General features: G+C 40.5%; 19 protein-coding genes and 1 pseudogene. 9 read left to right on the forward strand and 11 right to left on the reverse strand.

Annotated features, from left to right (window positions below; genetic code table 11):
• The first annotated feature begins 207 nt into the window (after positions 1–207).
• Complete coding sequence (locus V7K53_RS01025) at positions 208–747, forward strand: DUF3172 domain-containing protein (RefSeq protein WP_292780086.1); 540 nt, start codon at positions 208–210, stop codon at positions 745–747.
• Between the two features lie 120 nt (positions 748–867).
• Here V7K53_RS01025 and V7K53_RS01030 read toward each other — a convergent pair whose 3' ends face one another.
• Entirely contained in the window at positions 868–1,632 is a 765-nt protein-coding gene (locus V7K53_RS01030) for a DeoR/GlpR family DNA-binding transcription regulator (protein WP_104906232.1), read from the reverse strand.
• Positions 1,633–1,928: 296 nt separating this feature from the next.
• Here V7K53_RS01030 and V7K53_RS01035 point away from each other — a divergent pair, with 296 nt between their 5' ends.
• Positions 1,929–3,848 (forward strand): transketolase C-terminal domain-containing protein, encoded by a 1,920-nt coding sequence (locus tag V7K53_RS01035; RefSeq protein ID WP_335195842.1) that lies wholly within the window; start codon positions 1,929–1,931, stop codon positions 3,846–3,848.
• Positions 3,849–4,054: 206 nt separating this feature from the next.
• Here V7K53_RS01035 and V7K53_RS01040 read toward each other — a convergent pair whose 3' ends face one another.
• From V7K53_RS01040 to V7K53_RS01070, 7 genes are all read right to left on the reverse strand, one after another.
• The gene (locus V7K53_RS01040; RefSeq protein WP_335195843.1) at positions 4,055–4,888 is read right to left on the reverse strand and encodes an AMIN domain-containing protein; all 834 of its coding nucleotides are present in this window, start codon (positions 4,886–4,888) and stop codon (positions 4,055–4,057) included.
• Positions 4,889–4,995: 107 nt separating this feature from the next.
• Positions 4,996–5,478 carry a hypothetical protein gene (locus V7K53_RS01045; protein ID WP_335195844.1) on the reverse strand — a complete coding sequence of 161 codons (483 nt, stop codon included), beginning with the start codon at positions 5,476–5,478 and terminating at the stop codon, positions 4,996–4,998.
• A gap of 4 nt (positions 5,479–5,482) precedes the next feature.
• The gene (locus V7K53_RS01050; protein WP_335195845.1) at positions 5,483–7,672 is read right to left on the reverse strand and encodes a cation:proton antiporter; all 2,190 of its coding nucleotides are present in this window, start codon (positions 7,670–7,672) and stop codon (positions 5,483–5,485) included.
• A 269-nt stretch (positions 7,673–7,941) separates the two neighbouring features.
• A complete protein-coding gene (locus V7K53_RS01055; RefSeq protein WP_335190828.1) occupies positions 7,942–9,228 on the reverse strand; it encodes a cation:proton antiporter in 1,287 nt (428 codons plus the stop codon).
• Between the two features lie 413 nt (positions 9,229–9,641).
• Positions 9,642–10,076: a hypothetical protein gene (locus V7K53_RS01060; protein WP_335195846.1), complete on the reverse strand. Its 435-nt coding sequence runs from the start codon at positions 10,074–10,076 to the stop codon at positions 9,642–9,644.
• A 171-nt stretch (positions 10,077–10,247) separates the two neighbouring features.
• Complete coding sequence (locus V7K53_RS01065) at positions 10,248–11,015, reverse strand: GDSL-type esterase/lipase family protein (protein ID WP_335195847.1); 768 nt, start codon at positions 11,013–11,015, stop codon at positions 10,248–10,250.
• A 70-nt stretch (positions 11,016–11,085) separates the two neighbouring features.
• Positions 11,086–11,418, reverse strand: coding sequence for a hypothetical protein (locus V7K53_RS01070; protein ID WP_335195848.1), 333 nt, complete (start codon positions 11,416–11,418; stop codon positions 11,086–11,088).
• 195 nt (positions 11,419–11,613) lie between these two features.
• Here V7K53_RS01070 and V7K53_RS01075 point away from each other — a divergent pair, with 195 nt between their 5' ends.
• Together V7K53_RS01075 and V7K53_RS01080 are read left to right on the forward strand one after the other, a co-directional pair.
• Positions 11,614–13,179 carry an NACHT domain protein gene (locus tag V7K53_RS01075; RefSeq protein ID WP_335195849.1) on the forward strand — a complete coding sequence of 522 codons (1,566 nt, stop codon included), beginning with the start codon at positions 11,614–11,616 and terminating at the stop codon, positions 13,177–13,179.
• A gap of 1 nt (position 13,180) precedes the next feature.
• The gene (locus V7K53_RS01080; RefSeq protein ID WP_335195850.1) at positions 13,181–15,568 is read left to right on the forward strand and encodes a WD40 repeat domain-containing protein; all 2,388 of its coding nucleotides are present in this window, start codon (positions 13,181–13,183) and stop codon (positions 15,566–15,568) included.
• Positions 15,569–15,570: 2 nt separating this feature from the next.
• Here the strand turns inward: V7K53_RS01080 and V7K53_RS01085 are convergent.
• Positions 15,571–16,135: pseudogene (locus V7K53_RS01085) on the reverse strand (Uma2 family endonuclease).
• Between the two features lie 159 nt (positions 16,136–16,294).
• On the opposite strand from V7K53_RS01085, the gene V7K53_RS01090 reads away from it, so the two are divergent.
• The 4 genes from V7K53_RS01090 (at position 16,295) to V7K53_RS01105 (ending at position 19,923) form a co-directional block, all read left to right on the forward strand.
• Positions 16,295–16,549, forward strand: a complete 255-nt coding sequence (locus V7K53_RS01090; protein WP_335195851.1) for a UPF0175 family protein — start codon at positions 16,295–16,297, stop codon at positions 16,547–16,549.
• Positions 16,539–17,027, forward strand: a complete 489-nt coding sequence (locus V7K53_RS01095; RefSeq protein WP_152589737.1) for a DUF3368 domain-containing protein — start codon at positions 16,539–16,541, stop codon at positions 17,025–17,027. The genes V7K53_RS01090 and V7K53_RS01095 overlap by 11 nt, the downstream gene beginning before the upstream one ends.
• Positions 17,028–17,041: 14 nt before the next feature.
• Positions 17,042–18,313, forward strand: coding sequence for an ATP-binding protein (locus tag V7K53_RS01100; RefSeq protein ID WP_335195852.1), 1,272 nt, complete (start codon positions 17,042–17,044; stop codon positions 18,311–18,313).
• A 407-nt stretch (positions 18,314–18,720) separates the two neighbouring features.
• On the forward strand, positions 18,721–19,923 hold the full coding sequence (locus V7K53_RS01105) for an AAA family ATPase (RefSeq protein ID WP_334893766.1): 1,203 nt from the start codon (positions 18,721–18,723) through the stop codon (positions 19,921–19,923).
• Positions 19,924–19,932: 9 nt separating this feature from the next.
• On the opposite strand, the gene V7K53_RS01110 is transcribed toward V7K53_RS01105, so the two are convergent.
• Positions 19,933–20,802, reverse strand: coding sequence for a response regulator transcription factor (locus V7K53_RS01110; protein ID WP_335195853.1), 870 nt, complete (start codon positions 20,800–20,802; stop codon positions 19,933–19,935).
• 141 nt (positions 20,803–20,943) lie between these two features.
• Complete coding sequence (locus V7K53_RS01115; RefSeq protein WP_335195906.1) at positions 20,944–22,923, reverse strand: scytonemin biosynthesis sensor histidine kinase; 1,980 nt, start codon at positions 22,921–22,923, stop codon at positions 20,944–20,946.
• A 1,667-nt stretch (positions 22,924–24,590) separates the two neighbouring features.
• Between V7K53_RS01115 and scyA the strand changes: the two genes are divergently transcribed.
• The gene (scyA, locus tag V7K53_RS01120; protein WP_335195854.1) at positions 24,591–26,471 is read left to right on the forward strand and encodes a scytonemin biosynthesis protein ScyA; all 1,881 of its coding nucleotides are present in this window, start codon (positions 24,591–24,593) and stop codon (positions 26,469–26,471) included.
• Positions 26,472–26,741: the final 270 nt, after the last annotated feature.

The raw sequence follows: 26,741 nt of genomic DNA on the forward strand, positions 1-26,741 counted from the left end.
GTGAAAAGTAAATTAGCTATATCTGATAACAATTAAAAGTATTAAAATTTTGTTTCAATATCTAGATAAACTAGTATTTTTCTCATTTAACAAGAATATCGCAGAGAAAATCACAGGCAATTACAGTCAAGAATAGGCATACTGAAAGAGGGAGAAAAAACTTTAGACTACTCCCTCCCAAATCGGCGTGAAGGTGATTAAGCAACAATGAGACGTAAATCTACTGGTAGATCGGCTACTACTTCTAAACCCTCTATTTTCCAATCCCCTCTATTTAACTTCACCACCATCGCAATTATGGGAGGGGTGTTGATTTTGGGAATTGGGATTGGCATTGCTTTTAGTTCTACAACCACATTGGCTCCATCAAATGTAGCTTCCCGTGAATTTATTGACACCAAAGCTCCAAACCCGGAAATTTGTGTGCAGTACGGAGCCAGCGCGATGGTGATGGACGCTAGACTGTTCGTTACTCTCAACCCCTTTAATGTGTATGTTGCCCAGCCTAGTATGCGTCCTGGATGTGTAATCCGACAAAATAACTGGGCGCTTTTAGAGCAACGTAAGTTAGTGACATCCGATCAGGTTAGAGATTGCAAAAATCGCCTGAACACCTTTGGTTTCACAGGTAACTTGGACAGTGACAAACCTGATATTAGATGTATATATCAGAATGAAGCTGCTCAAAACTTCTTTACCGCTCAACCGGGAGCAGTTGGGACACCTCAAGAAACGGATAGATTTTAGATTTGGGCATTGGGGTTAGGGAAGAGGTGATAGGTGACAGGTAATAGGTGACAGGTTACAGGGAATAATCTGTACCCTATTCCCTTCTTCATTCCCAGCGATCGCATCTTCAAAATCAGATTACTCGTACTCATCACGTATAATTGTTAAACCTAAAGCTTTATAGGCACTCAGCATATTATTAGAAACTGTTGGTGCAGTTACTAGGTAAGTTAGGGCATGAATAGACTCCACGAGATAAGGAGCAGCGGTGTCTAATTTTTCTGCTGTGACTAATCCTACTACCTCAGCCGATCCGGCAATCATGGCTCGTTTGACGTGGGCTTCGTCTAAGTTTGGTACGCTAATCCCAACTTCTGGATGTAAACTGCAAACTCCCAACATGCACAAATCTGCACGAATCATCCGTAATGTCTCAATTGTGACAGTACCCACGTTCACCAAAGCTTTTTTGTAGAGTTGTCCACCTAACATCACAACTTCTATATGGGGATGTTCTGCTAAAGCAACAGCTATTGGCGGACTATTTGTGATCACTGTTGCGTGCAAATCTAGGGGCAAATGACGGGTTACTTGGAGAGTTGTTGTGCCTCCATCTAAAATCACCACTTGTCCCGTACAAACTAATTTTGCTGCTGTGCGAGCGATCGCTTCCTTTTCTTTTGGCGCTTGCTTTTGGCGATCGGCATAACTGGCGGTAGCTGGAGATTTGAGGAGCGCTCCCCCATGAACGCGTTGCAATAGTCCGGTTTCTGCCAGTTCTCGCAAGTCCCGGCGAATCGTATCCTCAGAAACCTTCAGAACAGCACTAAGTTCTGTCGAAAGTACCTTTTTATCACGACGTAGAATTTCTAAGATGAATTGTCGTCGTTCAGCAGTTAGCATAATTAATTTTCCTGAAATTGCGTTTTTGAACTTGAAATTGCACGTTTGTGAGTTTATACTTATTGATATGCAAATCTTTGTACGGGAATCCGTAACTTCAATTGAATTCAAGCATATTCATGCACAATTGAATTTATTGATTTTGGCATTTGATGAAATCACACGGTTCCACAAAGGTTCCGAGTGGTTAGCTTGAGCTTGGATAATTGTTGCCCAATGGGGGTTTTAACAATTTTTTTTGTAGTGGGATCGCGCTTCCCGTCTGTTCAAATTGTTTTTTATTCAATCAAGAAACCATGACTATTATGAACACCCAATTTCCAATCGATCTCGGTGCTTACAAACCTTTAGCGCTCAATCCAGCAAATTCGAGCCTCACAGATGAACAGCGAGAGACTCTCAAAGCGAATATTCAACTTTGCCGGGATGCGATCGTCTTTTTTACAGCGACTGGCGCTGCTAGCGGAGTCGGCGGTCATACTGGCGGCCCATACGATACAGTGCCAGAGGTAATGATTCTTGATGCCTTTTTCCGGGGAGCATCGGAGCAATTTGTACCGATTTTCTTTGATGAAGCAGGACATCGAGTTGCCACTCAATATCTGATGGCAACATTGCATGGTGACTTACCTGCCGAGCAACTTTTACGTTATCGGCAAGCACATTCCAATTTACCGGGACACCCAGAACTAAAACTAACTCCTGGTGTGAAATTTAGTTCTGGCCGCCTGGGTCATATTTGGCCTTACATCAATGGTGTGGCAATGGCGAATCCAGGCAAGGCTGTTTTCTGTCTCGGTTCTGATGGTTCGCAGCAAGAAGGTAACGATGCTGAAGCTGCTCGCTTGGCTGTTGCTCAACATCTCAATGTCAAACTGATTATTGATGACAACGATGTAACGATCGCTGGACATCCTTCTAAGTATTTACCTGGTTTTAGTGTCGCCAAAACTTTAGAAGGCCACGGTTTGAAAGTACTTCAGGGAGACGGAGAAGACTTAGACGATTTATACCATCGTATTTGCGAAGCTGTAAATACTCCCGGAGCGATCGCTCTGATTAATAAACGCCCGATGTGTCCTGGTATTGAAGGTTTAGAAGGTTCCATTCATGGCCATGATGTAATTTCTGTAGATTTAGCACTTAAGTATCTAGAATCTCGCGGACAAACTGCGGCTGTCGAATACCTTAAAAGTATTGAGAAACCCAAACAAACATATACATTTTTGGGTTCTGGTGACAAATGGGGCGCTAACCGCAGTGTGTTTGGTGAAGCCGTGGTGGGTGTCCTCAGTCGCATGAGTGAGGCGGAGCGTAAAGAAAAAGTCAAGGTCATTGATAGCGACTTAGAAGGCTCCTGCGGTTTGAAGAAAATTCATGAAACATACCCAGAAATATTTATTTCCTCCGGCATCATGGAACGGAGCAACTTCTCTGCTGCGGCTGGATTCGGGATGGACGAGGGCAAGCAAGGTATTTTTGCGACCTTCAGCGCCTTCTTAGAAATGTGTATCTCAGAAATCACGATGGCAAGGCTGAACTATTCCAATGTTCTATGTCATTTTTCCCATGCGGGTATAGATGACATGGCAGATAACAGCTGCCACTTTGGTATAAATAATATGTTTGCCGACAATGGCTTGGATGATGGCTACCCAACACAGTTGTACTTCCCGGCAGATAATAATCAAATGACAGCTTGTGTAGAAGCTGTGTTTTTTGAGCCTGGACTGCGGTTTATTTTCTCTACCCGTTCCAAAGTGCCCAATATTCAGGACAGCAACGGCAATGACTTCTTTGGAAGTGGCTACAAATTTGTTCCCGGTAAAGATGAAGTTATACGAGAAGGGACGCAAGGCTACATTATCAGTTTTGGCGATGCTCTCTACCGTTCCTTGGATGCTGTCGAGCGTCTCAAACAAGAAGGACTAGACGTTGGTTTGATTAACAAAACAACTTTAAACACCATTGATGAAGAAATGATTACCAAAGTTGGTAATGCTCCTTTTGTCCTTGTAGTAGAAGCCTTCAACCGTCGTACAGGCTTAGGCAGCCGTTTCGGTTCCTGGCTGCTAGAGCGAGGGTTGACTCCCAAATATGCCCATCTTGGAACTTATAAAGAAGGTTGCGGCGGTTTGTGGGAACAGTACCCATATCAAGGTATCGATCCAGTCGGCATCATCAACAAGGTGAAGGAGTTAGTTGGAAAAAGGTAATTCATTAGACTTCTTGGCATTGTAGGGAAAAGGGTAATGGGTAAAGGGTAAAGGTAAAAGGATTGGAAGGCTTGATATATAAGATTTTTCCCCTTTAACATGAGTCCCTTTCCCCCAAAACCCGACAAGTATTGAGTAGGGGAGAAGTGGCAGTAAGTCTTTCCCCTCCGCATCTTTGCCTCTTCTCCATGCCCAATTCCCAATTTTTATTTAGTTTTGGGTAAAGGTTGACCAAACTCGATTACCTGGGGTTCGGGATCGTTGGGGATTGTTGGAACAGGAAATTCCGACACCCCTAAAGAAGGAATGTTATTTAAATTACTGGGTCGATTCGGGAAAGAAGGAGGGGGAAGACTCAAAGCAGGTTGTTGAGAGGATGTATTTGGATTTAAAGCAGGTACGGTGACAAAAGGCTGCCCTGAGTTAGTAGTAATTGTTGAGGGCAGTTCATTGGATGGGGGCGGAACTGTAAGTAAGGGGGATTGTTGATTAGTAGCGGTTACGGGTTGTTTACTAGGCGGCTTTTGGAGTGTTTGAGGTTGTTTCTTAGCTGAAGGAGGGGAATTTCCTGATTTTACGGCAGTAGTTTTACTAGAAATAACCGGACGGAATACCCAGCGAGTGGAGTTTTTTCGGGAAACAGGTTGCAGTTGTACCTTTTTGGGATTAAAAACAGTCCCTGCTGCTAAATCTAAGACAATACGTGTATCATTTGCGTTTAGCTGAGAAATACGAATGCTTTTGATTGCTCCTGAATAATTTTGTTGCGTGGTAACTTTGCCTAACTTAGTATTCGGTAAATCTACAACCAAACGAGAGGGTTGTGCTAAGTAGAAATAACGGGGGGTTGTGCCTGCTGAGAGATTGATTTCGAGTTGCTGTGTCTTGGGAGAAAAACGCCAATTATTTAGCTTTGCCCCTGGTGTAGCAGCAGTAGTGAAAGTTTCAAGGGCGATCGCTGCATAAAAACTTAATATACTGATGCTAAATAACTGCTTACCCCATTGGTAAGATTGCTTAGTTTTTAATATCTGATCCATTCTTTTTATTTGCTCCATAAAACCCATACAATGCACTTACATTGCTGTTTATTTCGCGCTTCCAATCCCGTAGACGCGATGAATCGCGTCTCTACCAATCCCCCAAGTCAATTAGCTTTTTGAGGCACAGCAGTAAATTTCAGAGTTTGTGGAATACCATTTACGGTTAATTGACCTGTCATATTACCTTTATCCACAAGTTGCATTTGAATTGTGACTGAGTTCAGAGGATCGTTTTGGGGGCGAGGAATATTACAAAGGATTGATTTACCAACTTTTCCAGATAAATTTAATTGTTGATTTCTGAAGATGCCTGCCAGAGAGTGCTTTTCGTCAGTGTCGGCGTTAGCGTTTGCCGGTAATACAGAGGCATTTAAGTAAATACCTGACTGCTCAATGTTTAACGTCAGAGTATCCGATTTTTCACAGTTAGGCAAATTCTCCGCTAGGGTTAGACGATAGCGACCGTTAACTGGCGGAGGAGCCTTAAGTTTGTTTTCTCCGTAAACAGTGACAGTTTTAAACAACAGTAGCACTGAAATTATTGCAACTCCGTAAAAACTTAAAGATTTGAAGTTGAAATGATTCATGTTCTCAGTTCCTCAATGTTGGCTCTTGACTACTAACATCAGGAAGCATAGAAGCCAGATGAGCGGTGACTTGACTGTAACGGCGAGCGATCAGCAGGGAAGAGGAACATTGAATGGCTAGTTGATCTGTATATCTTCCCAAGGTTTGACGCTCGATACCCCAAGTGCGGCTAGTGCCAGCAATTGTTAGGTCTACATTTTTTGAGGCTTCGACTACAGCTTGGATTGGATCTGGAGCTTGAACAATTTTGATTTCGATGCGATCGCGTACACTAGTCGGTAATTGCTCCATCATCGTATTTAACTCATAACTCAATTCATCCTTAAGCTGATTTTCGGGTACAACCTGCAAAACTTGTAACAGACAAGTCTCACGATTAATTAACAGTCTCAAAGCTATTATTAGCGCTAAATCATCATGAATATTTGCCGAATAAGGCACCAACAAGCTTTCTAATTGCTCGCTTCCCCTATCCACAAACACTGCAACATCAACTGGCGCAGTAGTGAGCATTTGACCAACTCTTCCACCTAAGCGATTGCTACTAAAAGCTGGGCGATGCCATCCTACAAGAATTAAATCAACTTGTTTGAGCGCGGCAATCTGTGCAGTTTCCCGTGCAACATTACTAGATATGCGAACGATCGGATGTACATGAGAGCGTGTTTCTACTGGTTCGAGCGTATTAATCAATTCTTCTAGTTGCTGGCGGCGCTGGGCAATTAATCGGTCTGCTTCAACTGGCGTACTTTCAAAGGCATAATCTTCTTCAAATTCAATCAAGCTCAGAGGGTTTACAACAGCGGGATATTGGGAGTTGATGGCGATATTTGCTGCCAACTGTAACAAGCCTTTTTGGGTACTCGGATTCGCCACTGGCACCAAAATTCGGTAAGGACGAATGTAAGTTTCGGCATCAGTAGCGCTGGTAGCTGTTTGTGCTTCTAACTCCGGTTCCACCACATCTAACCTGATCAGCTTTTTAGGATATGTCCATTCCAGCAGTGGCGAGGTCATGAAGGTAGTTACCAATGCCATAATTACCAGCATGGTAAATATTAAGGGGGAAATTACTCCTAACTCTAAACCAATGTTTAGCACTATCAGTTCGGTTAAACCGCGAGTATTCATTAACCAACCGAGTGCCGAGGCTTCCCGTTTACTAATGCCACTGACACGAGCTGCTACATAAGTACCAACATATTTGCCTGCGATCGCCACAGCTAAAACCAACGCACACAAAAGCCACAATTCAGGACGGTTGAGCAAGCCAATCTGCGTTTTTAAACCACTGTAGGCAAAAAATATGGGCAGCAAGAAAATTAGGACAAAATCTTCCGTTTTGATTGCCAACTCTCGGACTAAATCTTCATTTTTGGGCATGGCTGCTCCCAGCAAAAATGCTCCAAAAATCAAGTGAATCCCAATTAATTCGGTGATTAGCGCCGACGCAACCACGCCCATATAAATCCCAGCTAGCAGTAATTGGCTGAGTCGTCCCGCACGGAGGTAATGTTTGGCAAGGCGTTGCAGGAACCAACGACCAGCTGTCAACATCAAGCCGATGTAAACTATGCTGGCGATAATTGTGGGTACAGCACCAGCAAAGTCACCAGTTCGCGCAACTGCGATCGCTACTGCTAATAGACACCAAGCTGTGACATCATCCACTGCTGCACAAGTTAAGGCCAACGTTCCTAAACGCGTTCCTTGTAAATTGTTTTCAGTAATGATTCGCGCTAACACTGGGAAGGCAGTAATCGACATTGCCGCCCCCAAAAATAAAGCAAAGGCGGTGAATGATACACTTGCATTAGAAACTAGGGGATAAAGTATCACCGCTAGCAATGTTCCTAAAGAAAACGGCACCAAAATGCTGACATGAGAAGTTAAAACTGCTACTTCTAATTGCCCGCCGAGGTATTTTGGATTTAGTTCAAGCCCAATCAGAAACATGAAAAATATTAGTCCCACCTGAGACAAAACATTCAGAAAAGGAAAAGTTTCTGGTGGAAACAAGCTAACTGCTAGATGGGGAGCAACTAAACCTAATAAAGATGGGCCAAGCATAATTCCGGCGACAATCTCACCAATTACTAGTGGTTGCTTAATGGAACGAAATGCTAGCCCTACTAGCCGTGAAAGCCCAATAACAATCAGCACCTCAACCAGAACGAGAATAACTATGTGCATGGTTTCCTCAAAATTAACTATCTGGTTTCCCTAAGATAATTCTTTAAAAGACTGCAAAATGTCAAGCTTGTTAGATACAACCAAGAGTAATTTGTGCTTCGTTGTTATATTAATTATTGTTACGATTTAGTTGCAGTCGTTATGGGTAAGCAAGTTCGTAGTCAGGACTTTAGCCCTTAATTTTCTCAGCACTAAAGCGGTTACTAAAAACCCTCAAAACTAGCTTGATAAAGTACTAGATATTTAATTAATCTAATATTTAAATTTGCTTAAGTAGAAGATTTTTCATAGCTTGTACCGTGCAATAAAAAGGCAATCAGTGGTGATGCCATCAGGGTAGTAATGACTGCCATAATAACCATTATAGTGAATAAAGTTGGGGTAATTATACCTTGTTCTAGACCAATATTGAGGATGATTAACTCCATCAAACCACGAGCATTCATTAAAGCACCAATAGTTGCAGATTCACGCCAATTTTCCCCTGCTAATTTTGCAGCTAACATACAAGCAACACCTTTACCGAGAATTGCGATCGCAATAATTAACAGCGTCACTCCCCACAAAGTAGGTGTGTTTACCAATCCAATTTGAGTGTTCAGTCCAGAGAAAACAAAAAATATTGGTAACAAAAAAGAAGTAGTTAAAAACTCCGTATATTGGCGAATTTGTTGGGCGAATTCTCCGCGTGGTGTCACTGCTCCCAACACAAAAGCCCCGAATATTGCATAGATGCCTGTAACATCGGTAAACCATGCACAAAACATCAAAATTATCAACATTAAAGTCAGGGTTTGTCTGTTCACACCTTCGCGTTTTGTCATGCGTGTGAATGCTTTTAGTAGAGGTTGTCCGAGAAAAATCGCAAATAGCACATAGCAAATGCCACCACCAATTGCTAATATGGCAATGCTTAGAGAATTTTTCACGCTAGCCAGCACAATCGCCAACAAACACCAAGCAACTGCATCATCTACTGATGCTGCACCTAAAGCCAAAGTACCGAAGCGAGTTTGTGCAAGACCGCGTTCGTAAAGAATACGAGCTAACATTGGAAAAGCTGTAATTGTCATCGATGCACCCAGATACAAAGCAGCTGACCAAGGCATAACTTTTGGTTGAAAGAAATCGCCATTGTGATAAAACCAAAAAGATGCGATCGCTCCTAAAATAAAAGGAGTGATAATCCCAGCCGCAGATAGCAAACTTGCACTTTTGATATGATGTTTTAAGAGTTTGGTATTAAACTCTAAACCAATCAAAAACATATAAATTACCAACCCAATCTGGCTGATAGCATATAAAATCGACATCGATGGATTGGGTATTTTAAGTCCGACAGCAGTGATGATAGGAAGCTTAGGAAATAGCCATTGCTGAAAATCTGGTGCAATCAATCCTAAAAGTGATGGACCTAGCATTACACCTGCGATCATTTCGCAAACAACATCGGTTTGACCAAGATAGCGGCGTCCTAAAATCGTGACAATACGACAAGTGGTTAAAATAACTGTGAGTTGTAGAAATAGCTGAATAACCAGATCAAAATTTGACATTGCACTTCCTTAATTTGCGTCTCTGCATTGAAGAATCTCCCTAGACTCTAAAGTTTGTCCTGTTTTACTCATATATAACTACCTACTACATCAGCACAAATACCAATTTTGTAAATATAAGATAGCTGTTTGTAATTTGATGAGATACAACAAGCAATGCGTTGCTTTGGTTTCCAAAGTCATTTTGTTCTTAATAACGCACACAACTGTACGTCAATACAACATATTGCATCCAAACTAAAACCGCCATATATGATTTTTTATGATTTGTTAATTTGCGATTTATAACCTTTTTCATCTATTTGAGGCACAATCGGCTGTAGGGACGCACAAATGTACGTCCCTACCCTACGGTTGAATGACCTGAAAATTAATGTAATTTTTAATTAAAGTAGTTTCGATAATTTGAGATTTTACAACCACTCCCCGCCCCGGAAACGCCAATGGGGGAAGATAATTCGCATCAGGCTTTGGGAACTAATAAAAACTGCTAGCCACACGATGCTATAGTGCAATAAAAAAGCTCCTAGCGAAAGTTCTTCCTTCGGTAAAGGAATTGGCAAGAAGCCAAATAGCTTAACTCCACAAAATATAAATATCAATTCCCATATACCAGCTAAGAGTTGATAAGCTGCGGGCCAATCCCTGTCCCAACGGGATTTTTGTAGATAGTCATAAAGCACATCCCAGCCTAAACCAAAGATGGCGACATAAGCAAGTATCCAAAAATAAACCGAGTTAGCACTAGGGCCAATCCAACCCATTGCAAATGGCAAAGATACGAGTACACCGACAGTTGCCAGTAATAATAATCGAGTTTGCCAGCGACCAAATAAAGTTGGTGTCATAGGAGTGCTGAGTTAGGAGTTAGGAGTTATGAATAATATAGAGAAATTAGAGTTTTTATAGATAGATTTTGACTCACTTCATTAAAAAATTAGAAAGATTGTGGTGCTTTTTGCGAGGATGGCAAATATGAGAATATCTGCTAGCTTTAAAGCACCAACACATCTATATTATTAGGATGGTTTTAGGTGATAATCAAATTTAGAATGGTAATCTGCATTGGCAAAGTCCATTGTTCGCGTAGCGTCTCGTAGAGAAGGTATGGCATCCCAATTGATTACATCTTCTAACAAAGCTTGATAACCTAGTGTATTGGGATGGAGTCCATCTTCACTCAAGCGTTTGAGTCGCCAAGTTTCACCGCGTTCCATCCATTGCTCAAAAATATCCAAATAGGGAATCTGCCGTTTGCTGCAAGCAATTCGAGTTGCTTCTTTGTAGCGGTACTGGTCGGCATGATTGTAGTAAAAACAATCTAAAAATGGCATTTTGGCTTCATCCACTGGCACCATGCCCACGAATAACACAGGACAAAGTTGCTGTGCTAAATCTAGCAGAGACGCAATTTCTTTTTCAAACAATGTAAAATCTGTGTAACTTCGACCATTGGGACGCGCCAACCGGGCTGAGTCATTTACGCCTACGGATAAAATAATCAAATCAGGAACACGATTTCGCAGTTCACCCCGGTGGCGAAATTCAACTTCTAGTCTTTGGGCTACTTGTTGCGTGCGATCGCCTCTTACCCCTAAATTATAAAGAATATGACCGGCACTATCCGGCAACATCCACCATCGCCGTAGTTGCTCAATCCAGCCTCCTTTTTCCGGGTCGCCGAATCCATAAATTAAGCTGTCCCCCAGTGCGACAATCTTCATAGGCTGAAAGTGATTTGGTGGTACAGACAGCTGCATTGAGGAAGAAGCGAGAAATGTGTGCATTTAACGACTATATTTTATATCTTTACAAGATTCTATACATTTCTATACCATAGATGGCTATCTTTAGTGTTCAAGCATTTATGGAGTTTTGACTTGTTGATATGGCTGCAAGGTTAATATTGCCGCATTTGAGCCTCAGAAGGTCAACATCGAGCCTCAGAAGGTCAAAGTTGAGCCTCAGAAGGTCAAAGTTGAGCCTCAGAAGGTCAACGTCGAGCCTCGGAAGGTCAAAGTTGAGCCTCAGAAGGTCAACGTCGAGCCTCGGAAGGTCAAAGTCGAGCCTCAGAAGGTCAAAGTCGAGCCTCGGAAGGTCAACGTTGAGCCTCAGAAGGTTAAGTTGAGCTTTGAAACTCGAAATAGCTAGGGAATGTCTACGAAGGGCTACATCTACGTGCTTTGGCAATGAGTGTAAGAATCGAACCGCAGAGGCGCAGTATTTCGACTTCGCTCAATAACTGGGCGCAAAGGAAGAGTTGGAGAGGGTGCGTTAGCGCAACTTATTAAAGGTATCGCTATTATATGTGTGTATTTGCTTAATTTTGGCATCAGTCGTTAGGATATGTTACAGGTGTAAAAATTATCTCTACTGCTAGCAAAAATGAATATTGACCTTGTAGTTAAAGCACTTAAAAGTATTGCTAAACCTGCCGCTTCTCTAGTTATTAATCAAGCTCAACGCAATGAAACTGTAGTTAGAATCTTAAAACAATTCAATTTTGACCCAGTACAACCGCCTAAAGATGTTGATGGTGTTTATGTTTATTCTTTAATTGAGTATGGTGTGGATAAGCCCGAAGTACTGCTGAATCTTTTTCGAGAAAGAGAAATTAAAAATGCTTTTTGGAGTGCTTATACTTCAAATAATCCTTTGGGTTTCTACAAGGAAGTAGAAAGGTTTTTGCAGGGAAAGAATTTAGAATCTAATATCCGATTGATGAAAATTGAACTGCGATTGGAATTGGAGGAGTTTGGGGAAATATTTATTAAGGTTGCCAAAAAAACTAAATCGAAAGAGTTTGAGCCTTTCCCTGAATGGAATTTAGATGAGTATACAACAGAATTTAAGTCGTTAATTAGAGAAAAAATTCGCTTGTTTTGTGGTCGTCAGTTTGTTTTTGACGCATTTAAGCAATTTTGCAATAAGAATCGCAGTGGTTATTTTACAGTAGTGGGTGATGCAGGGATGGGGAAGAGTACCATTGCTGCTAAATACGTCTGGGATAAGAAATCACCATGCTATTTTAATATTCGCCAAACTAATAGCAATCGAGCGGAGCTATTTCTTAAAAGTATTCGCAAGCAATTAAGTAAGCGTTACCAGTTGCAGAATGTCGATAATGCTAATTTAGCTGATTTACTAGAACAAGTTAGTAGGAAAATTCCTGTTAGTGAACGTCTGGTAATTGTAGTTGATGCTTTGGATGAAGTGGAGCAAGAAGCTGGGGGAAATCTTTTAGATTTACCAACGGCGCTACCAGAACGTGTCTATTTTCTGCTGACTAGACGACCATATACTATAGATAAAAAACGCTTGTCTGCACCAGATGTCCCGATGGAGGAGCTAGATTTAAGGGCAAATGACTATGTTAATTTGAGCCGGGAAGATATCAAACAGTATATTAGGTTCTTTTTGAATTACGATGAAGACCATCATAAGGCACTTAGACAATGGATTAAAGACCGCAATATTTATGATATGGATTTTGTTGAGCAGGTAGCAACTAAGAGTGAAAATAATTTCATGTACCTGCGCTATGTCTTGCCAGGAATTGCTAAAGGTGACTATGAAAACCTGAAGTTAATGCAATTACCCAATGGTCTTCAGGATTATTATCAAGTTCATTGGGGACGTATGGGGATGGATGCAAAGCCCCAAGAAGTAAAAGTATTTATCCTGTTTATTTTAGTGGAGATTGGCACACCAATTACCTGGAAGATGATAGCAGATATTGCCAAACAGGATGAAGATGATGTGCAATTAGTTTTAGAAGAGTGGGTTGAGTATTTGAAGCAGCAGGATATCAAAGGAGAAATCTGCTATAGCATCTATCACGCTAGTTTTTTAGACTTTTTGAAAGCAAAACGGGTTTTGGATGCCAACCGGAAGGTATTTCAAGAGGTTAATCTACGCATTGCAGACTACCTTATCAGGAAAATGGCGTAAAATGACAGAATTTGCTGACAAGTTAGCGGTAGAAAGTCCTGCTTTTCAACGTGCTTACTTGGGTAGTTTAGCGCCAAGCTTGGTGAAGTCGGGAAAATTAGAGAAGTATTACCAAACCTTGACTGATTTTGATTTCATCACTGCCAAGATTAACTATCCTGAGTTTGGGGTGCAGCCGCTAATTGAAGATTATGATTTGATTGATAATGTAGAGACATTAAATTATCCAGAATACAACTCTGAGAAAGTCAAAAGTCTCAAATTGATTCAAGGAGCATTAAGACTATCAGCGCATATTTTAGCAGTCGATAAGGGGCAAATAGCGAGTCAATTGTATGGACGGTTAGTAAATCAAAAAATGCCAGATGAAATTCAGGCATTATTGACACAAGTAAAGCAAAAGACAACTATTCCTTGGCTGTGTTCCTTGACACCTAGCTTAACGCCACCAGGGAAACGTTTACTCCGTACCCTCATCGGTCATAATGGCTGGATTAATTCCGTCGCTGTTACTCCAAATGGGCAACAAGTGATTTCCCTATCCAATGACAAGACTCTCAAAGTCTGGAATTTGGTAACTGGGGAAGAACTATTCACTCTCAAAAATTACAATACTAGGATCGATGCAGTAGCTATTACCCCCAATAGCAAACAGGTGATTTTTGTTTACTTTAACTTCATTCTGAAAGTCTGGAATTTAGAAACCGGGGATGAACTATTTACCCTCTGTGGTCATAATTCTTGGATCAATGCAGTGGCTATTACCCCCAATAGCAAAAAGATAATTTCTGCTTCAGATGACAAAACCTTGAAGGTATGGAATCTAGAAACAGGGAAAGAACTATTTACCCTCTCTGGTCATGATGACTCAGTGTATGAAGTTGCTATTACTCCCAATGGCAAACAGGTGATTTCTGTTTCCTTGGACTTTACTATAAAAGTCTGGAATTTGGAGACTGGCAAGGAACTATTCACCCTCACTCCTAATGATAGCTGGATCAATGCACTTGTTGTCACCCCCAATGGCAAACAGGCGATTTATATTTCCTTGGACTCTACTATAAAAGTCTGGAATTTGGAGACTGGCGAGGAACTATTTACCCTCAAGGGTCATAATGGTTGGATCAATGCACTTGTAGTCACCCCCAATGGCAAACAGTTAATTTCTGCTTCGGATGACAAAACCTTAAAAGTGTGGAATCTAGAAACAAGGCAAGAACTATTTACCCTCTCTGGTCATAATTCCTCAGTAGATGCAATTGCCATCACCCCCAATGGCAAACAGGTGATTTCCGCTTCCAATGATAAGACTCTCAAAGTCTGGAATCTGGAGACTGGGGATGAACTATTTACCCTCTCTGGTCATAATTCCTCGGTAAATGCAGTCGCCATCACTCCTAATGGCAAGCAGGTGATTTCTGCTTCTAATGATAAGACTCTCAAAGTATGGACTCTGGAAATCAGAAAGGAAGAATTTATTCTTCCTACCAAACTTTACACAAACAAGGGCCATAATTCCTGGGTTAATGCAGTTGCAATTACCCCCAATGGCAAACAGGTGATTTCCGCTTCCAATGACAAGACTCTCAAATTCTGGAATATGGAGACTAAGGATGAACTATTTACTTTCTCTGGTCATAATTCCTCGGTAAATGCAGTCGCCATCACTCCTAATGGCAAACAGATGATTTCCGCTTGCAGTGACAAGACGCTGAAAGTCTGGAATGTGGAGACTGGAGATGAACTATTCAGCCTTAAAGGTCATACTTCCTCAGTAAAAGCAGTCGCAGTCACCCCCAATGGCAAACATGTAATTTCTGCTTCCTTTGACAAGACGCTGAAAGTCTGGAATTTAGAGACTGGGGATGAACTATTTACCCTCTCTGGTCATACTTCCTCAGTAAATGCAATCACTGTTACTCCCAATGGCAAACATGTAATTTCCGTTTCGGATGACAAGACTATGAAGGTGTGGAATTTGGAAACCAGGGAAAGAGAATTCACTCTCATTTGTCAAAATTCCTCGGTAAAAGCAGTCGCTGTCACCCCCAATGGCGAAAAAGTGATTTCTGCTTGCGGTGACAAGACTCTAAAAGTTTGGAATTTAGAAACTAGGCAAGAACTATTTACTCTCAAGGGTCATAATAACTGGGTAAAAGCAGTCGCGTTAACATCCAATAGTAAACAGGTAATTTCCGCTTCCTCTGACTTCACTTTAAAAGTTTGGAATTTGGAAACTAGAGAAGTCATTGCTACTTTCACAGGAGAATATCCTATTCGTTGCTGTGCAGTTGCGCCCGATCGCATGACAATTGTGGTAGGTGAAGAATCAGGTAGGGTGCATTTTTTGCGCCTTGAAGGGATGAGAGAGGAATCAACGGAGAAATAATTTTATCTCCCAAAGATTTCATTGACGTTAATGTTTACATTAGGGAAAGCTTTAATTGATAAAGTTTGACCGCTAGCGAACTTTTGCATAAGCTGATATCTTGCGGCTGTTGGTTGTTGATAAACTTCCACAATTTGCTCGTTAATATCTACTAACCAAACTTCAATTATGTTTGCTTCTGCATATAAAGGAATTTTCACTTCCCGGTCATACTCGATAGTTGAATCAGCTACTTCAATTTAGTAAAAAAATATCCTGGGGTTGGGGGTGTGCAGTGGCGTAAAAATCATCACGGGGTTTGAGTAATGCTACATCTGGCTGAGGTTGTGAGTTATCGTTTAATGCAACTGGATTTTGAGCCGCAACTATGACGCGCTTAGCTAACAACTGCACCAACAGATTAACTAGTCGATTTACACAAGCAGCGTGTTTTGTCCCAATCGGCGACATATCAATAATCTCTCCCCGAATCAATTCCACTCGGTCATCTTCTGTGAGAATCCCCGACTCAATCATTTTATGAAATTGCTCAACCGTGAATTTACGTCTTAATAACTGCACAGTCATGACTACCCCCAGTCTTGCCTTATCTTTTAATTATTCTCCAAAATAGAGAATGGGGATAAATATTCTAGCCAATGGTGGCGAGATTTTTTCTTTTTCACTGGCTCAGAACTTCTAATTTTCTCATAATTCAACATAATATTAAGCAAATAGGAGTCTTCCATGAAAACAGTACCAATCCAATTACCATTAACGGTATTCTCGGCACTCCGCAAGAACCCTGAAGAATTCGTTCAAGAAATGCGAATCGCTGCCGCAGTAAAATGGTATGAGTTAGGCGAAATATCTCAAGCAAAAGCAGCAGAAGTGGCTGGACTAACACGCGCAGAGTTTATTAATGCTTTATCGCGTTACCGAGTTGATTTTATGCAATATACTCCAGAAGAACTAGCCCAAGAAATCGCAAATGTCGATTAAGCGCATTATTATCAACTCTTCACCTCTGATTGTGCTGTTTAAAAGTAAACAAGCAGAATTACTCCCACAACTATTCAAAGAAATCATAGTTCCAGAAGGTGTTTTTACAGAAGTTACCTCAGCAGGAGAAGATGATGCGGCATCAAGACAATTACCCAGCGTTTCTTGGATACAAGTAGTGAAAATTACGGCTGTAACCCCTGAAGTTGCTGCTTGGGATTTGGGTTTAGGAGAGTCACAAGTATTAAGTCTAGCTTTGGAAACTTTAGATTGTGCAGCCATTGTTGATGATAGAGCCGCAAGGCGTTGCGGTCAATCGCTGGGCATTACTACTATTGGCACAGGAGGCTTACTAGTACTAGCAAAACGACGCGGCATAATTTTAAGCGTATCTCCCGGAATTCAAGCTTTACGTGATGCAGGTTTATGGTTATCTGATACTTTAGTGAATTTGCTTAAACAACAGGCTGGAGAATAGGTACAAAAATAACTATGAATTCACCACCCAGACCACCCACTACTAATCATCTCAGAGGACATCCAAGGGAGTTTGAGCAAATCATTCAAGAAAAAAGCCACAACTTTGTCGGTCGTGAATTTGTCTTCATGGCTATTAACAACTTTCTCGACCGCCATCGCCACGGTTACTTCACTATCATTGGCGCACCCGGTAGCGGTAAAAGTGCCATTCTCGCCAAATATGTGACAAACAATCCTCAAGTTATTTATTACAATGCCGAACTTGAGGGTAAAAATCGTGCTGACGAATTTCTCATAAATATCTGCACGCAACTCATTAATCAATACTCGCTTAATTACACCTCTCTGCCTGATAACGCCACAGAGGGAAGTTGGTTTTTCTCTAGTCTTCTCCAGCAAATCAGCGATGAGTTAGAATCTCATCAAAAACTGATAATTGCCATTGATGGGTTGAATTGCATTGACCGCAATAGTCAACCATCTGGTACAAATCTGTTTTATCTCCCCCGCTATCTCCCGGATAAGGTCTATTTCCTCCTCACTCGTAGACCTTTTTTGCGGGAGAAGTCGGGTTTATTAATTGAAACGCCGTCGCAAAGTCTGGATTTGGCAGATTATCCAGAAGAAAATCGGCGGGATATTCAAGCTTATATTCAAAGTTACCTAACCCCCCTAACCCCCCTTCCCTATGAGGGAAGGGTGGGACAAGATTACTCCCCTCCCCTAGAAGGGGAGGGGTTGGGGGAGAGGTCAAATCTTAAATCTTGGCTGAGTAATCACCAGATTAATGAGGAAGAATTTAGCGATCGCCTCACCACTTTGAGCGAAAATAATTTTATGTATCTCAGTCAGGTAATAAGTGCGATACCTCCGGTAATCTTCGCTAACGTAGAAAATTTCTACTCGATACCTTTCCAATACAATCAACTCCCCCCTGGTTTAGAAGCATATTATCAGCAGCATTTACACAAAATGTTTCCACCCGAACAAGACACGGAACATAGCACAGATGTGTTAAATGTCTTAACACAGCAGCAAAAAGCAATATCAGTGGAAGCTTTGGCGCAGACTGCACTTCGACAGAGCTACATGACCACCGCAGCGATCGCACAAATCATTGATACTGATGAGTATGAAGTTGAAGAAGTGTTAGAAAATTGGCTAGAGTTCTTACAGCAACAAAAAATCGCCTCAGAAACCCATTACAGTCTCTATCATTCCAACTTTCGAGACTGGCTAGGTAAACAGCAAATAAAACCTTCTGAAAAATATCCACGGACATGATATATAGCAGAATTCAGGAGTCAGAATTCAGGAGTCAGAATGAGCTACGCTGCGCTAACAGAAGTAAAACAAGCTTTGTACCTGGCTTTGAGACTAGCTTGTGTACTTCATCAACTTGAAATGCCCTGTCAGTCCTCATCTACAGACGCATAAGTAGTGCAGGTACATCAATCGCTAAAAGTAAACACTCACTTAGCAATTGGTTTGTCAAAAAAGTTGACACAAGTAGTTATTTTGTAATACAGTATATTACAATAGTAATGAGTTAAATTAAAAAGACTTCCTCACCACTACAGTGAAAATACAATTCCCATTTGTACGCAATTAGTTGATATTACGAGAAAAATTTTTCAAAACTTCCTACTTAACACAAAATAACTTACATTAACGCTGCATAACTGATAAATATGGTTTTTGACTATTTTAGAAGCAACGAAGGTACTCCTACAAATAATACTCGGCAAAGCTTAATTGCTTGCGGTTGGCGACCGTTTAATCGAGAATTAGATTGGGGTTTTTTGTGGGAACTGTTGTACAGTGACTCCCGCGAATTAAGTCAAAAAAGTTTGAATTTAGCGAGTAATGTTGCTGATGTCTTAGGACGAAACAATTATGCTTGGTGGGCTAATTTATTAAGTGTTGTATCTGATAATACCCGTTACGAAGTTGAAAAATTTTGGAATTACATCACGCCAGATCCTCAATCACCAGATCATCGCTACAAAGATGTTTTGAGTACGGAAACACCTATTGTTCAATTTGTCAGTCGTAGTAATATTCCTATTGATTATGTTCTTAATCGACTGCAAGAAATTACTGTAATGCGAGTTTTAGGTGTATTGGGTAATCCTGATATTATTACCCAGTATTTCTCAGAGAGAGATTTTTACTTTCCTATAGATAAATTCGTTAGCTGGGAACGCTTAGACGTTATTAATACTGTTTATGCTTATTGGTCTAAGTATGACGTTTGGTTGCAAATCGATCCCTACGATCGCGGGCGACGACAATATAGTTTAATGGCGCAAAATCTTGCGCCACTAATTAACAAAGCGACTTACGACTTAGCAGTGATGCTGAGTGGATATCAAAGTCGTGTAGGCAAAGTTCATAGTCAATTTAACATTCGGACATTTCCCGCAGACATCCAAAACTTTACTGATTCTGTACAGCAAGCGATTTTAAATCAAAACCAGTTAGCTGTTGTTGTACATGGACAACCAGGTACTGGTAAAACAGTCTGGACACAGGCAGTAGCAAAAGAAATTCTTGTACCTTTAGGGTATGTAATTTTTATTTTAGATCATGATGCGATCGCTAATTTTGTCCCTCCGACTTACATAGAGCGTATTTGTATCGTTATTAACGAAGCTGATAATCTAGCGCAAAATCGTGCTTCGGAGGTAGCGCAATACAATAACAAAACCGAACACATTTTGAGCTTGCTAGATGGCACTTTGTATCAGAGTGTAATTGATGACTCTGGTATTCAGATGCAGCAACGGTTAGTTATTTTGATGACTTGTAACACTACTGAAAGATTAGATCCAGCCATGTTACGTAAAGGTAGGGTGGATTTAATATACGAGTTTACACAACTATTTGTATAAAATCTACTTTCACCACAGTCTCACCTGTTTTTGCGATACAAGCTGATGCTCTTTGCGCCAAGCTTGGGGAGGTAAACCGTGATGTTGGCGAAACTGGCGGGAGAAATGAGACACATCCTGATAGCCCAATGCTTTCGCTATCTTCTCGACTGTCTCATTATTATTTTGGAGTAAAAAACAAGCTTCCGCCATCCGGCGTTTGACAATCCAGCAGTTTACAGTCTCTCCACTTGTCTCCTTTACTCGGTTAGTTAAGTAAGCTGATGAGTAACCAACAGCAACAGCCACATCACACAAAGTAATTCCTTCATGATAATGGGCTTCGATAAAGTCGAAAACTTCTTTTAATTGCGGAATGCAGGGAAAGATTGACTTAGAAGAAATTTTGACTTCTTTATCAGAGAAGACGGCAACACCGGAAGCGATCGCTGTAGTATCATCATCTGTAAATGATTTTGGAGCTTTCTCAAATTTCATCGCACACCAGTACTGGAGATTCGCTTGCTTTTCCAAGCGAGTAACTATCGCTCTGAGCAATTCATCTAGTGTCGAGGGTTTGGTAAGATAATCATCTGCTCCCAATTCCATAGCTTTGCGAACATCTGCTTTAGTACTACTGCCAGTCAGAAAAATGAAAGGAATAATTGCTGTCAGAGGATCTTGGCGTAGTGTATTTAAAACGCTATAACCATCCATATCCGGCATTGTGATATCGCAAATAACTAAGTCGGGTACATCCTTTTGTGCTTGTTGGATACCAACACGACCGTTTTGAGCGCCTACCATATCAAAACCTTTAGCTTCAAGACCCTTTAAATAAAGATTGCGGGTAACGCTATCATCTTCAATGACGAGAATTTTCTTTGACGATTCGTACATAATTTTCTATTACAATCAATTGTTGCAGGAGCTAACTACTAGACTCTTTGGTGAGAATCTAAATAGGAATGAAATTAATTAACTCGTTCCGAGAGTTATGATTGTTAAGTTTTTAATTAACAACTATCTTCATATCAACATTCATAACTCGGAACAGGTCAACTCTGATTTGATTAATGGCAGCATTACAGTAAATGTAGTGCCGACATCAATTTCACTTTCTACAGAAACTTGACCATGATGTAAATCTACAAGAGTTTTCAGAATCGATAGTCCTAGTCCAGTACCAGGTATATGATCGATATTACTTCCCCGGTAAAATGGCTCAAATATTCGTTGTTGATCTACTACTGAAATACCAATACCCCTATCTTTTACTTGGAAAATTAATTTTTCATTTTGGCAAGATAGTTCTAAATTAATTGCCTGATTTGAGGGAGAATACTTAATTGCGTTATCAAGCAAATTCTTCAAAATCGGCTCTAGCAATTTTTTATCTATATAGGCTGTTAGAGTTTTCTCTTGACTGACAAAATTGATTGATTTTTTGCTAACAATCATCTGCATTTGTGCAACTAAATCCTGACAAAACTGAACTAACTCAAGCGGTTTTGGTTCAAAGTTTAATTTTGCTGATTCTGCTTTAGAGAAGAACAAAATATCATCCAACATCAGGCTCAGTTGTTCGGTGGCTTTTTGAATGTGATCGAGTAATGGTTGGATTTTCTTCTGTGTACGTTTGTCTACTTCTTCTTTAAGTAAACTATTAGAAAATGAAACAATATTCAGTGGAGTTCGGAATTGATGGCAAACCATAGAAAGAAAACGCGCTCTAAGTTCGCTAAGTTGTTTGGCTTGTTCTAAAGCTTGGTTAAGACCTAATTCTGCATATTTGTAATCGGTAATATCGATGCCTGCAATCAGTTCGACTGGTTTTCCCCCAAAATCCAGCCCTCCATCAAGCTTGGCAACTGCACAAGCTAGCCAGCGCTCCGTGCCATTTTTTGTTAAGATATTCATCTCCTGATATTCAAAATTACTGGCTTCATCCGGGTTACGTACTTGCCTGCGTTTTTTGCTCTTAATCAGTCGGCGAAGATCGAAACCTGTTAGTAGTTCTTCTTTTGTATAGCCAGTGAGTTGTTCTACAGCCGGATTTACATAGCAAAGCCGCTTGCCTTGAATCAGAAAAGTGCCGGCATCTGTCGTTTCGGCTATTGTCCGAAATCTAGTTGCGTTCAGACGTAATGCTTCTTCAGTCTGTTTCGATTCAGTAATGTCCCAAATACTCCACACTCTCCCAATAATTTTACCCTCAAGCAATTGGGGTTTAGAATAGTGTGCAAAAACTCTTCCATCTTTTAACTCTAGAATGTCGTAACTCTCAAAATCAGATTGGCTAGATACTTCCCAAATCAGCCGACTAAAGGTTTGTGGATCTTTAAGTTGGTTCTCAAAAAAGGCTTTGCATTGAGGACATTTCTTAGATAGTATTAGGGACTCTGGGATCTGCCACATATCCACAAATTTCTGATTCAAGCTCAGAATATCTCCCTCAAAGTTAACTGCAACAATACCAATGGCAGTAGACTCAAGAGTAGAACGAAGTAAAGAAAGAGATGTTTCTAGTTCTACTTCTTTTGCCTTGACTTGAGAAAATTCTTGTTGCAAATTATCTTTGGCATCTCTTAATCCATCAGTCCACTTTTGTACGCTTAATTCTACTATTTCATCAGTTTTCTCACGAGCAAAGGCACAGCCAAATTCCATATCTTGGTGTTTTACATAGTTCATGGATATTTCTACCAGAAATATCCGACCTCCTTTTGTCCGATAGCGAGATTTAAAGGTAAGGGAACCCTGTGAGTTAATATCTGACCAATTGTGCAGAGCAAAATCTACATCTATATCATGCAGACTCATAGAAAGTAATTCCTCACGGGAATACTCAGTCATCAGGCAAGTGGCATCGTTGACATAAAGAAACTGCGCGTTTACTCCCAAACAGAAGGCAGCATCTACAGCGTGATTTATTAGAAAGTGAGCAAACTTCATCTCTATTTCTGGTTGTAGTGCCCATTGATTGTTCGATCTAGCTAGTGTATATTCGCCAGAATTCATATTCATACTTCCTCCTGATAATCAATCAGCACCATTCCCATTAATGAGTTAATAGTCATGACTTACTAAAATGTTTGGTGTACTGTTCGGCTGTTAAAAAATAAAATTTGTTAGGATTGTCAAAAATATTACTAATAATCTTAACAAAACTTATTATACCAATAAAGTGGAAAATTTTGAACTAAATATTTCTAAAAAATTAAAGATTTTTTTTAAATATTATTGACTTAAATAGCTTTTTATAGAAACACGAAATTTGGACAAATAAAATCTAGATTAGCCAATCGGCCTTATTAGATAAGAGTTCAAAACTCTTAATCTATAAGTAAAAAAGATATTTTAAATTTAAACTCATTCTGCACCAAAACTAATTCATAGACATCTCCACAAATTAATTATGCGTTATCAATAACTCTTGTAGAGACGTAGTACTGCTACGTCTTTGCAAGAGTTCAGGAACCTAAAATTCCTGGGTTTCGACTGCTAAAAGTTAAAGGATAAAAATTTTTATCCTTTAACATTTTCACTACCAAGGACTTTGGCGAACTACTCGTATAAAGTCGTTTGATTTGCAACATAAATGAATTTGCAGTGCTGAACCTGGCTTAAATGAATAAACTTCAACTCATCAATTCATTTTCTTAATTTATCTTAACTTACTCTCTCAGGAATTTAACTATAGAAGAATATGCTTAGTCATCTGTCGTAAGAAGTACATTTGTAACAAAAAACACGTATATTTTTCCGTATATGATTGTGTTTGTTTTATCCTCAAGAAACACTACATTCCTGTACTAAGTATATATTCATTATCTACGTATCAAAAAAATACATCTTTTAAGATATTTACATGCTGAATACTTTATCATCCCTCAAAAGAACTATAAAAAGTTAAAAAATAATGTCTTTATCGTTACAAATAATTGACTCAAAAAGTTTTTACTGGCAATATTAAAGACCGCTAAATCGACTCATGCTTAAATTCGGATAAAAAGTTGTGTAAGTTCTAAAGCAAAAGAATTGACAGCCACATCAAAAGATTTCCTATTGTAAATTTGGTAATGTGGCACTTGTGCGATGCCTACGCCTACGCAGAATATCAATCTTTCAGGTGACTAAGTTGCAAATGTAACAATCATGCAAAAAGCGAAAGAATTGACACATATATCAAAAGATTTTTCATTGCAAATTAGGTTTTTATTGTAGCTGACAAGAAACTCACCAAGCGTTTATTAATTAGATCGGTGCTATTAAAGCGAACTATATGAATTTTTGTAAAGATTATGAGACACGCTTAACTTCGGGTTAATTACCAGTTTCTACACCTTTACACAACTTACTTTTTTCCCGCTGATGTACTTTAAATACTGTAGGTATCACATAGAAGCGAAAAATTTGACATCTACATCAAAGGATTTTTGATTGTACAACAATCTTTATCTCCTTTATTCTGGTCACAAGAAGCACAACCTCAACTGTTGTATGCTTTTAAAATTTTTTGGTACTGCGCTCACAAGCATCAATCAGCAGCGATCGGCCATTTCTAATCTCGACCAAGCTAGATCGTCGCTGCAAGAAACAACAGAGTTGTTTGTAATAAATATTTCTAGCGCTGTGATTGTAAACTGAAAAGCCTTTGTGTAACTTTCTGTAATTACGTGAAACTAATGAGTCAAAACTATACTGGTTCAAATCCTCTCATCACCACTGAGCCATACAAGGAACTTCCAGCAAACAGATATGTAGAATCTGTGTCTGACTCCCGTCAGCTTGATGAATCAGAGAATAATGGGGGAATTCAGCCTTTTTTAAACGATGAAATAGCTCCAACGCTCTCAGTTGCCGATGCGATCGCTCAGATGTTGGAAAATTTGGGAGTAGGTTACGCTTTTGGTGTCGCTGGTGGCGCGATGGCAAGCATTTGGGGTGCGCTATCCAATAGCAGCATAGAGGTGTTGAACTTCCGCCATGAAGCCGGAGCAGCATTTGCTGCCACCGAAGCTTACTTTGCAAATAATCGCCCCACTGTAGTTTTTACCACAGCAGGGCCGGGGATCACCAACGCCATCACCGGGTTATTTGCGGCTCGTGGTGAAGGTGCAAAGGTAATTTTGTTGTCGGCTTGCACCTCAGCACCGCAGCGTGGACGTTGGGCTATTCAAGAAACCAGCACTTATACATTGCCAAGTGGGGGAATTTTTACCCCAGGAGCGTTATTTAACTATGCAATCACGATTGAATCTGCGGCTCAACTACCGCAGATTTTTCGTAAACTTGCTTTGGCTATGGCGCAACCAGGTGGATTTGTGGCCCATTTGAGTATTCCCACCGCTGTGCAGACAAGTTTAGTTGAGGATATAGCCTTACCTCAACTAGATGTTTCTCCATTTCCGATGACTGCTTCCAAAGAAGCGATCGCTAAATCTGTAGAGTTATTATCATCCGGTCCCTTTGCTATCTGGGTTGGTTTTGGTGCGCGTGACGCAGCAGAGGAAATCCTTGAACTCGCTGAAAAAACCGGAGCAGCCGTTATGTGTTCGCCCCGTGGTAAAGGTATCTTCCCTGAAGATCATCCCCAATTTGTGGGTGTCACAGGTTTAGGCGGTCATGCTTCCGTCTTAACTTATATGGAAGAACAACCTCCACTACGCACACTCGTATTAGGAACCCGTCTTGGCGAACCGACTTCTTTCTGGAGTTCGGCGCTAGTTCCAAAAGGAGGTTTTGTCCACGTAGATATTGACCCGGAGGTGCCAGGTGTAGCTTATCCCCACGTTGAAACTTTTGCAGTTAGGTCTGATATCAAAGCTTTTGTGGAAGAGTTGTTGCAGCAATTACCAGATGCTCCTGATTCCACGACTTTGCTACTACCTCGTCCAGAACACAAAGCAATTGAACCTGCTACAGAGGTAGATTATCCAGTGCGGCCAGAAGTATTGATGGCAGCAATTCAAAAGATCGTTGTTGAAGATACCGATGCCATAGTCATGGCGGAGTGTGGTAACTCGTTTACTTGGTCAACTCATCTACTGCAATTTTCCGAAGCCAATCGTTACCGAGTCAGCACCGGAGTCGGCGCAATGGGTCACGCCGTCACCGGAGTATTGGGTGCAGCGCTGGCGAGCAAAAGCAAGGCTATAGGGATTGTCGGCGATGGAGCAATGCTGATGAATAACGAAATCAGCACAGCCGTGAAATACAAAATTCCCGCAATCTGGATTGTACTTAACGATGCGCGTTACAACATGTGCCATCAAGGGATGAAAGTCTTGGGGTTAAAGGGCGCAGATGCAACACTTCCACCAACAAACTTCGCCATGATTGCTCGTGGGATGGGAGCAGAAGCGATCGTCGTCGTCAGAGAGTCGGATATTGAAGCCGCATTAGAACAAGCGATCGCATCCACTGTTCCTTTTCTTATTGATGTAGTGATTGATGCCGATCGCCCAGCACCTTCTGGCGGACGTAATAAGAGTTTGGCAGCACAAGGAATTAAATCAAGTGCCGCGAAAAATCCAGCCAAGCAAGTTTCATTTCCAATGGTTTGATTTTAAAAGTTTGCAATTTCATTCAATTGTTATAGACACTAAAACACTTCAATAAAGCGGAATTTACAACGCAGTTTAGATTAGTTAATTCAGTAAAAGAGAAAGCATAAATTTGGAAGCGGACAAAAGCTTTGTTTTAGTCAGAAACTCCACTCAAAAAGCTGGAATCTAAAACTTCTTTTTTTAAAACCTTAAGTCTTTTCTTTACTCCATCTAATCTTAATGTTCGAGAGTAGTTTTGTGTCTATATATTTACATTTTGTAATGTTC

The organism is Nostoc sp. (genome assembly GCF_036917355.1).
Lineage (GTDB): Bacteria > Cyanobacteriota > Cyanobacteriia > Cyanobacteriales > Nostocaceae > Nostoc.

Coding starts and splice junctions, on each gene's coding strand:
- V7K53_RS01045 (WP_335195844.1), bottom strand. CDS start 5,478: ATGAATCATTTCAACTTCAAATCTTTAAGTTTTTACGGAGTTGCAATA.
- V7K53_RS01050 (WP_335195845.1), bottom strand. CDS start 7,672: ATGCACATAGTTATTCTCGTTCTGGTTGAGGTGCTGATTGTTATTGGG.
- V7K53_RS01035 (WP_335195842.1), top strand. CDS start 1,929: ATGACTATTATGAACACCCAATTTCCAATCGATCTCGGTGCTTACAAA.
- V7K53_RS01030 (WP_104906232.1), bottom strand. CDS start 1,632: ATGCTAACTGCTGAACGACGACAATTCATCTTAGAAATTCTACGTCGT.
- V7K53_RS01055 (WP_335190828.1), bottom strand. CDS start 9,228: ATGTCAAATTTTGATCTGGTTATTCAGCTATTTCTACAACTCACAGTT.
- V7K53_RS01095 (WP_152589737.1), top strand. CDS start 16,539: ATGTCGATTAAGCGCATTATTATCAACTCTTCACCTCTGATTGTGCTG.
- V7K53_RS01040 (WP_335195843.1), bottom strand. CDS start 4,888: ATGGATCAGATATTAAAAACTAAGCAATCTTACCAATGGGGTAAGCAG.
- V7K53_RS01110 (WP_335195853.1), bottom strand. CDS start 20,802: ATGTACGAATCGTCAAAGAAAATTCTCGTCATTGAAGATGATAGCGTT.
- V7K53_RS01080 (WP_335195850.1), top strand. CDS start 13,181: ATGACAGAATTTGCTGACAAGTTAGCGGTAGAAAGTCCTGCTTTTCAA.
- V7K53_RS01105 (WP_334893766.1), top strand. CDS start 18,721: ATGGTTTTTGACTATTTTAGAAGCAACGAAGGTACTCCTACAAATAAT.
- V7K53_RS01075 (WP_335195849.1), top strand. CDS start 11,614: ATGAATATTGACCTTGTAGTTAAAGCACTTAAAAGTATTGCTAAACCT.
- V7K53_RS01060 (WP_335195846.1), bottom strand. CDS start 10,076: ATGACACCAACTTTATTTGGTCGCTGGCAAACTCGATTATTATTACTG.
- V7K53_RS01100 (WP_335195852.1), top strand. CDS start 17,042: ATGAATTCACCACCCAGACCACCCACTACTAATCATCTCAGAGGACAT.
- V7K53_RS01065 (WP_335195847.1), bottom strand. CDS start 11,015: ATGCACACATTTCTCGCTTCTTCCTCAATGCAGCTGTCTGTACCACCA.
- scyA (WP_335195854.1), top strand. CDS start 24,591: ATGAGTCAAAACTATACTGGTTCAAATCCTCTCATCACCACTGAGCCA.
- V7K53_RS01090 (WP_335195851.1), top strand. CDS start 16,295: ATGAAAACAGTACCAATCCAATTACCATTAACGGTATTCTCGGCACTC.
- V7K53_RS01115 (WP_335195906.1), bottom strand. CDS start 22,923: ATGAATTCTGGCGAATATACACTAGCTAGATCGAACAATCAATGGGCA.
- V7K53_RS01025 (WP_292780086.1), top strand. CDS start 208: ATGAGACGTAAATCTACTGGTAGATCGGCTACTACTTCTAAACCCTCT.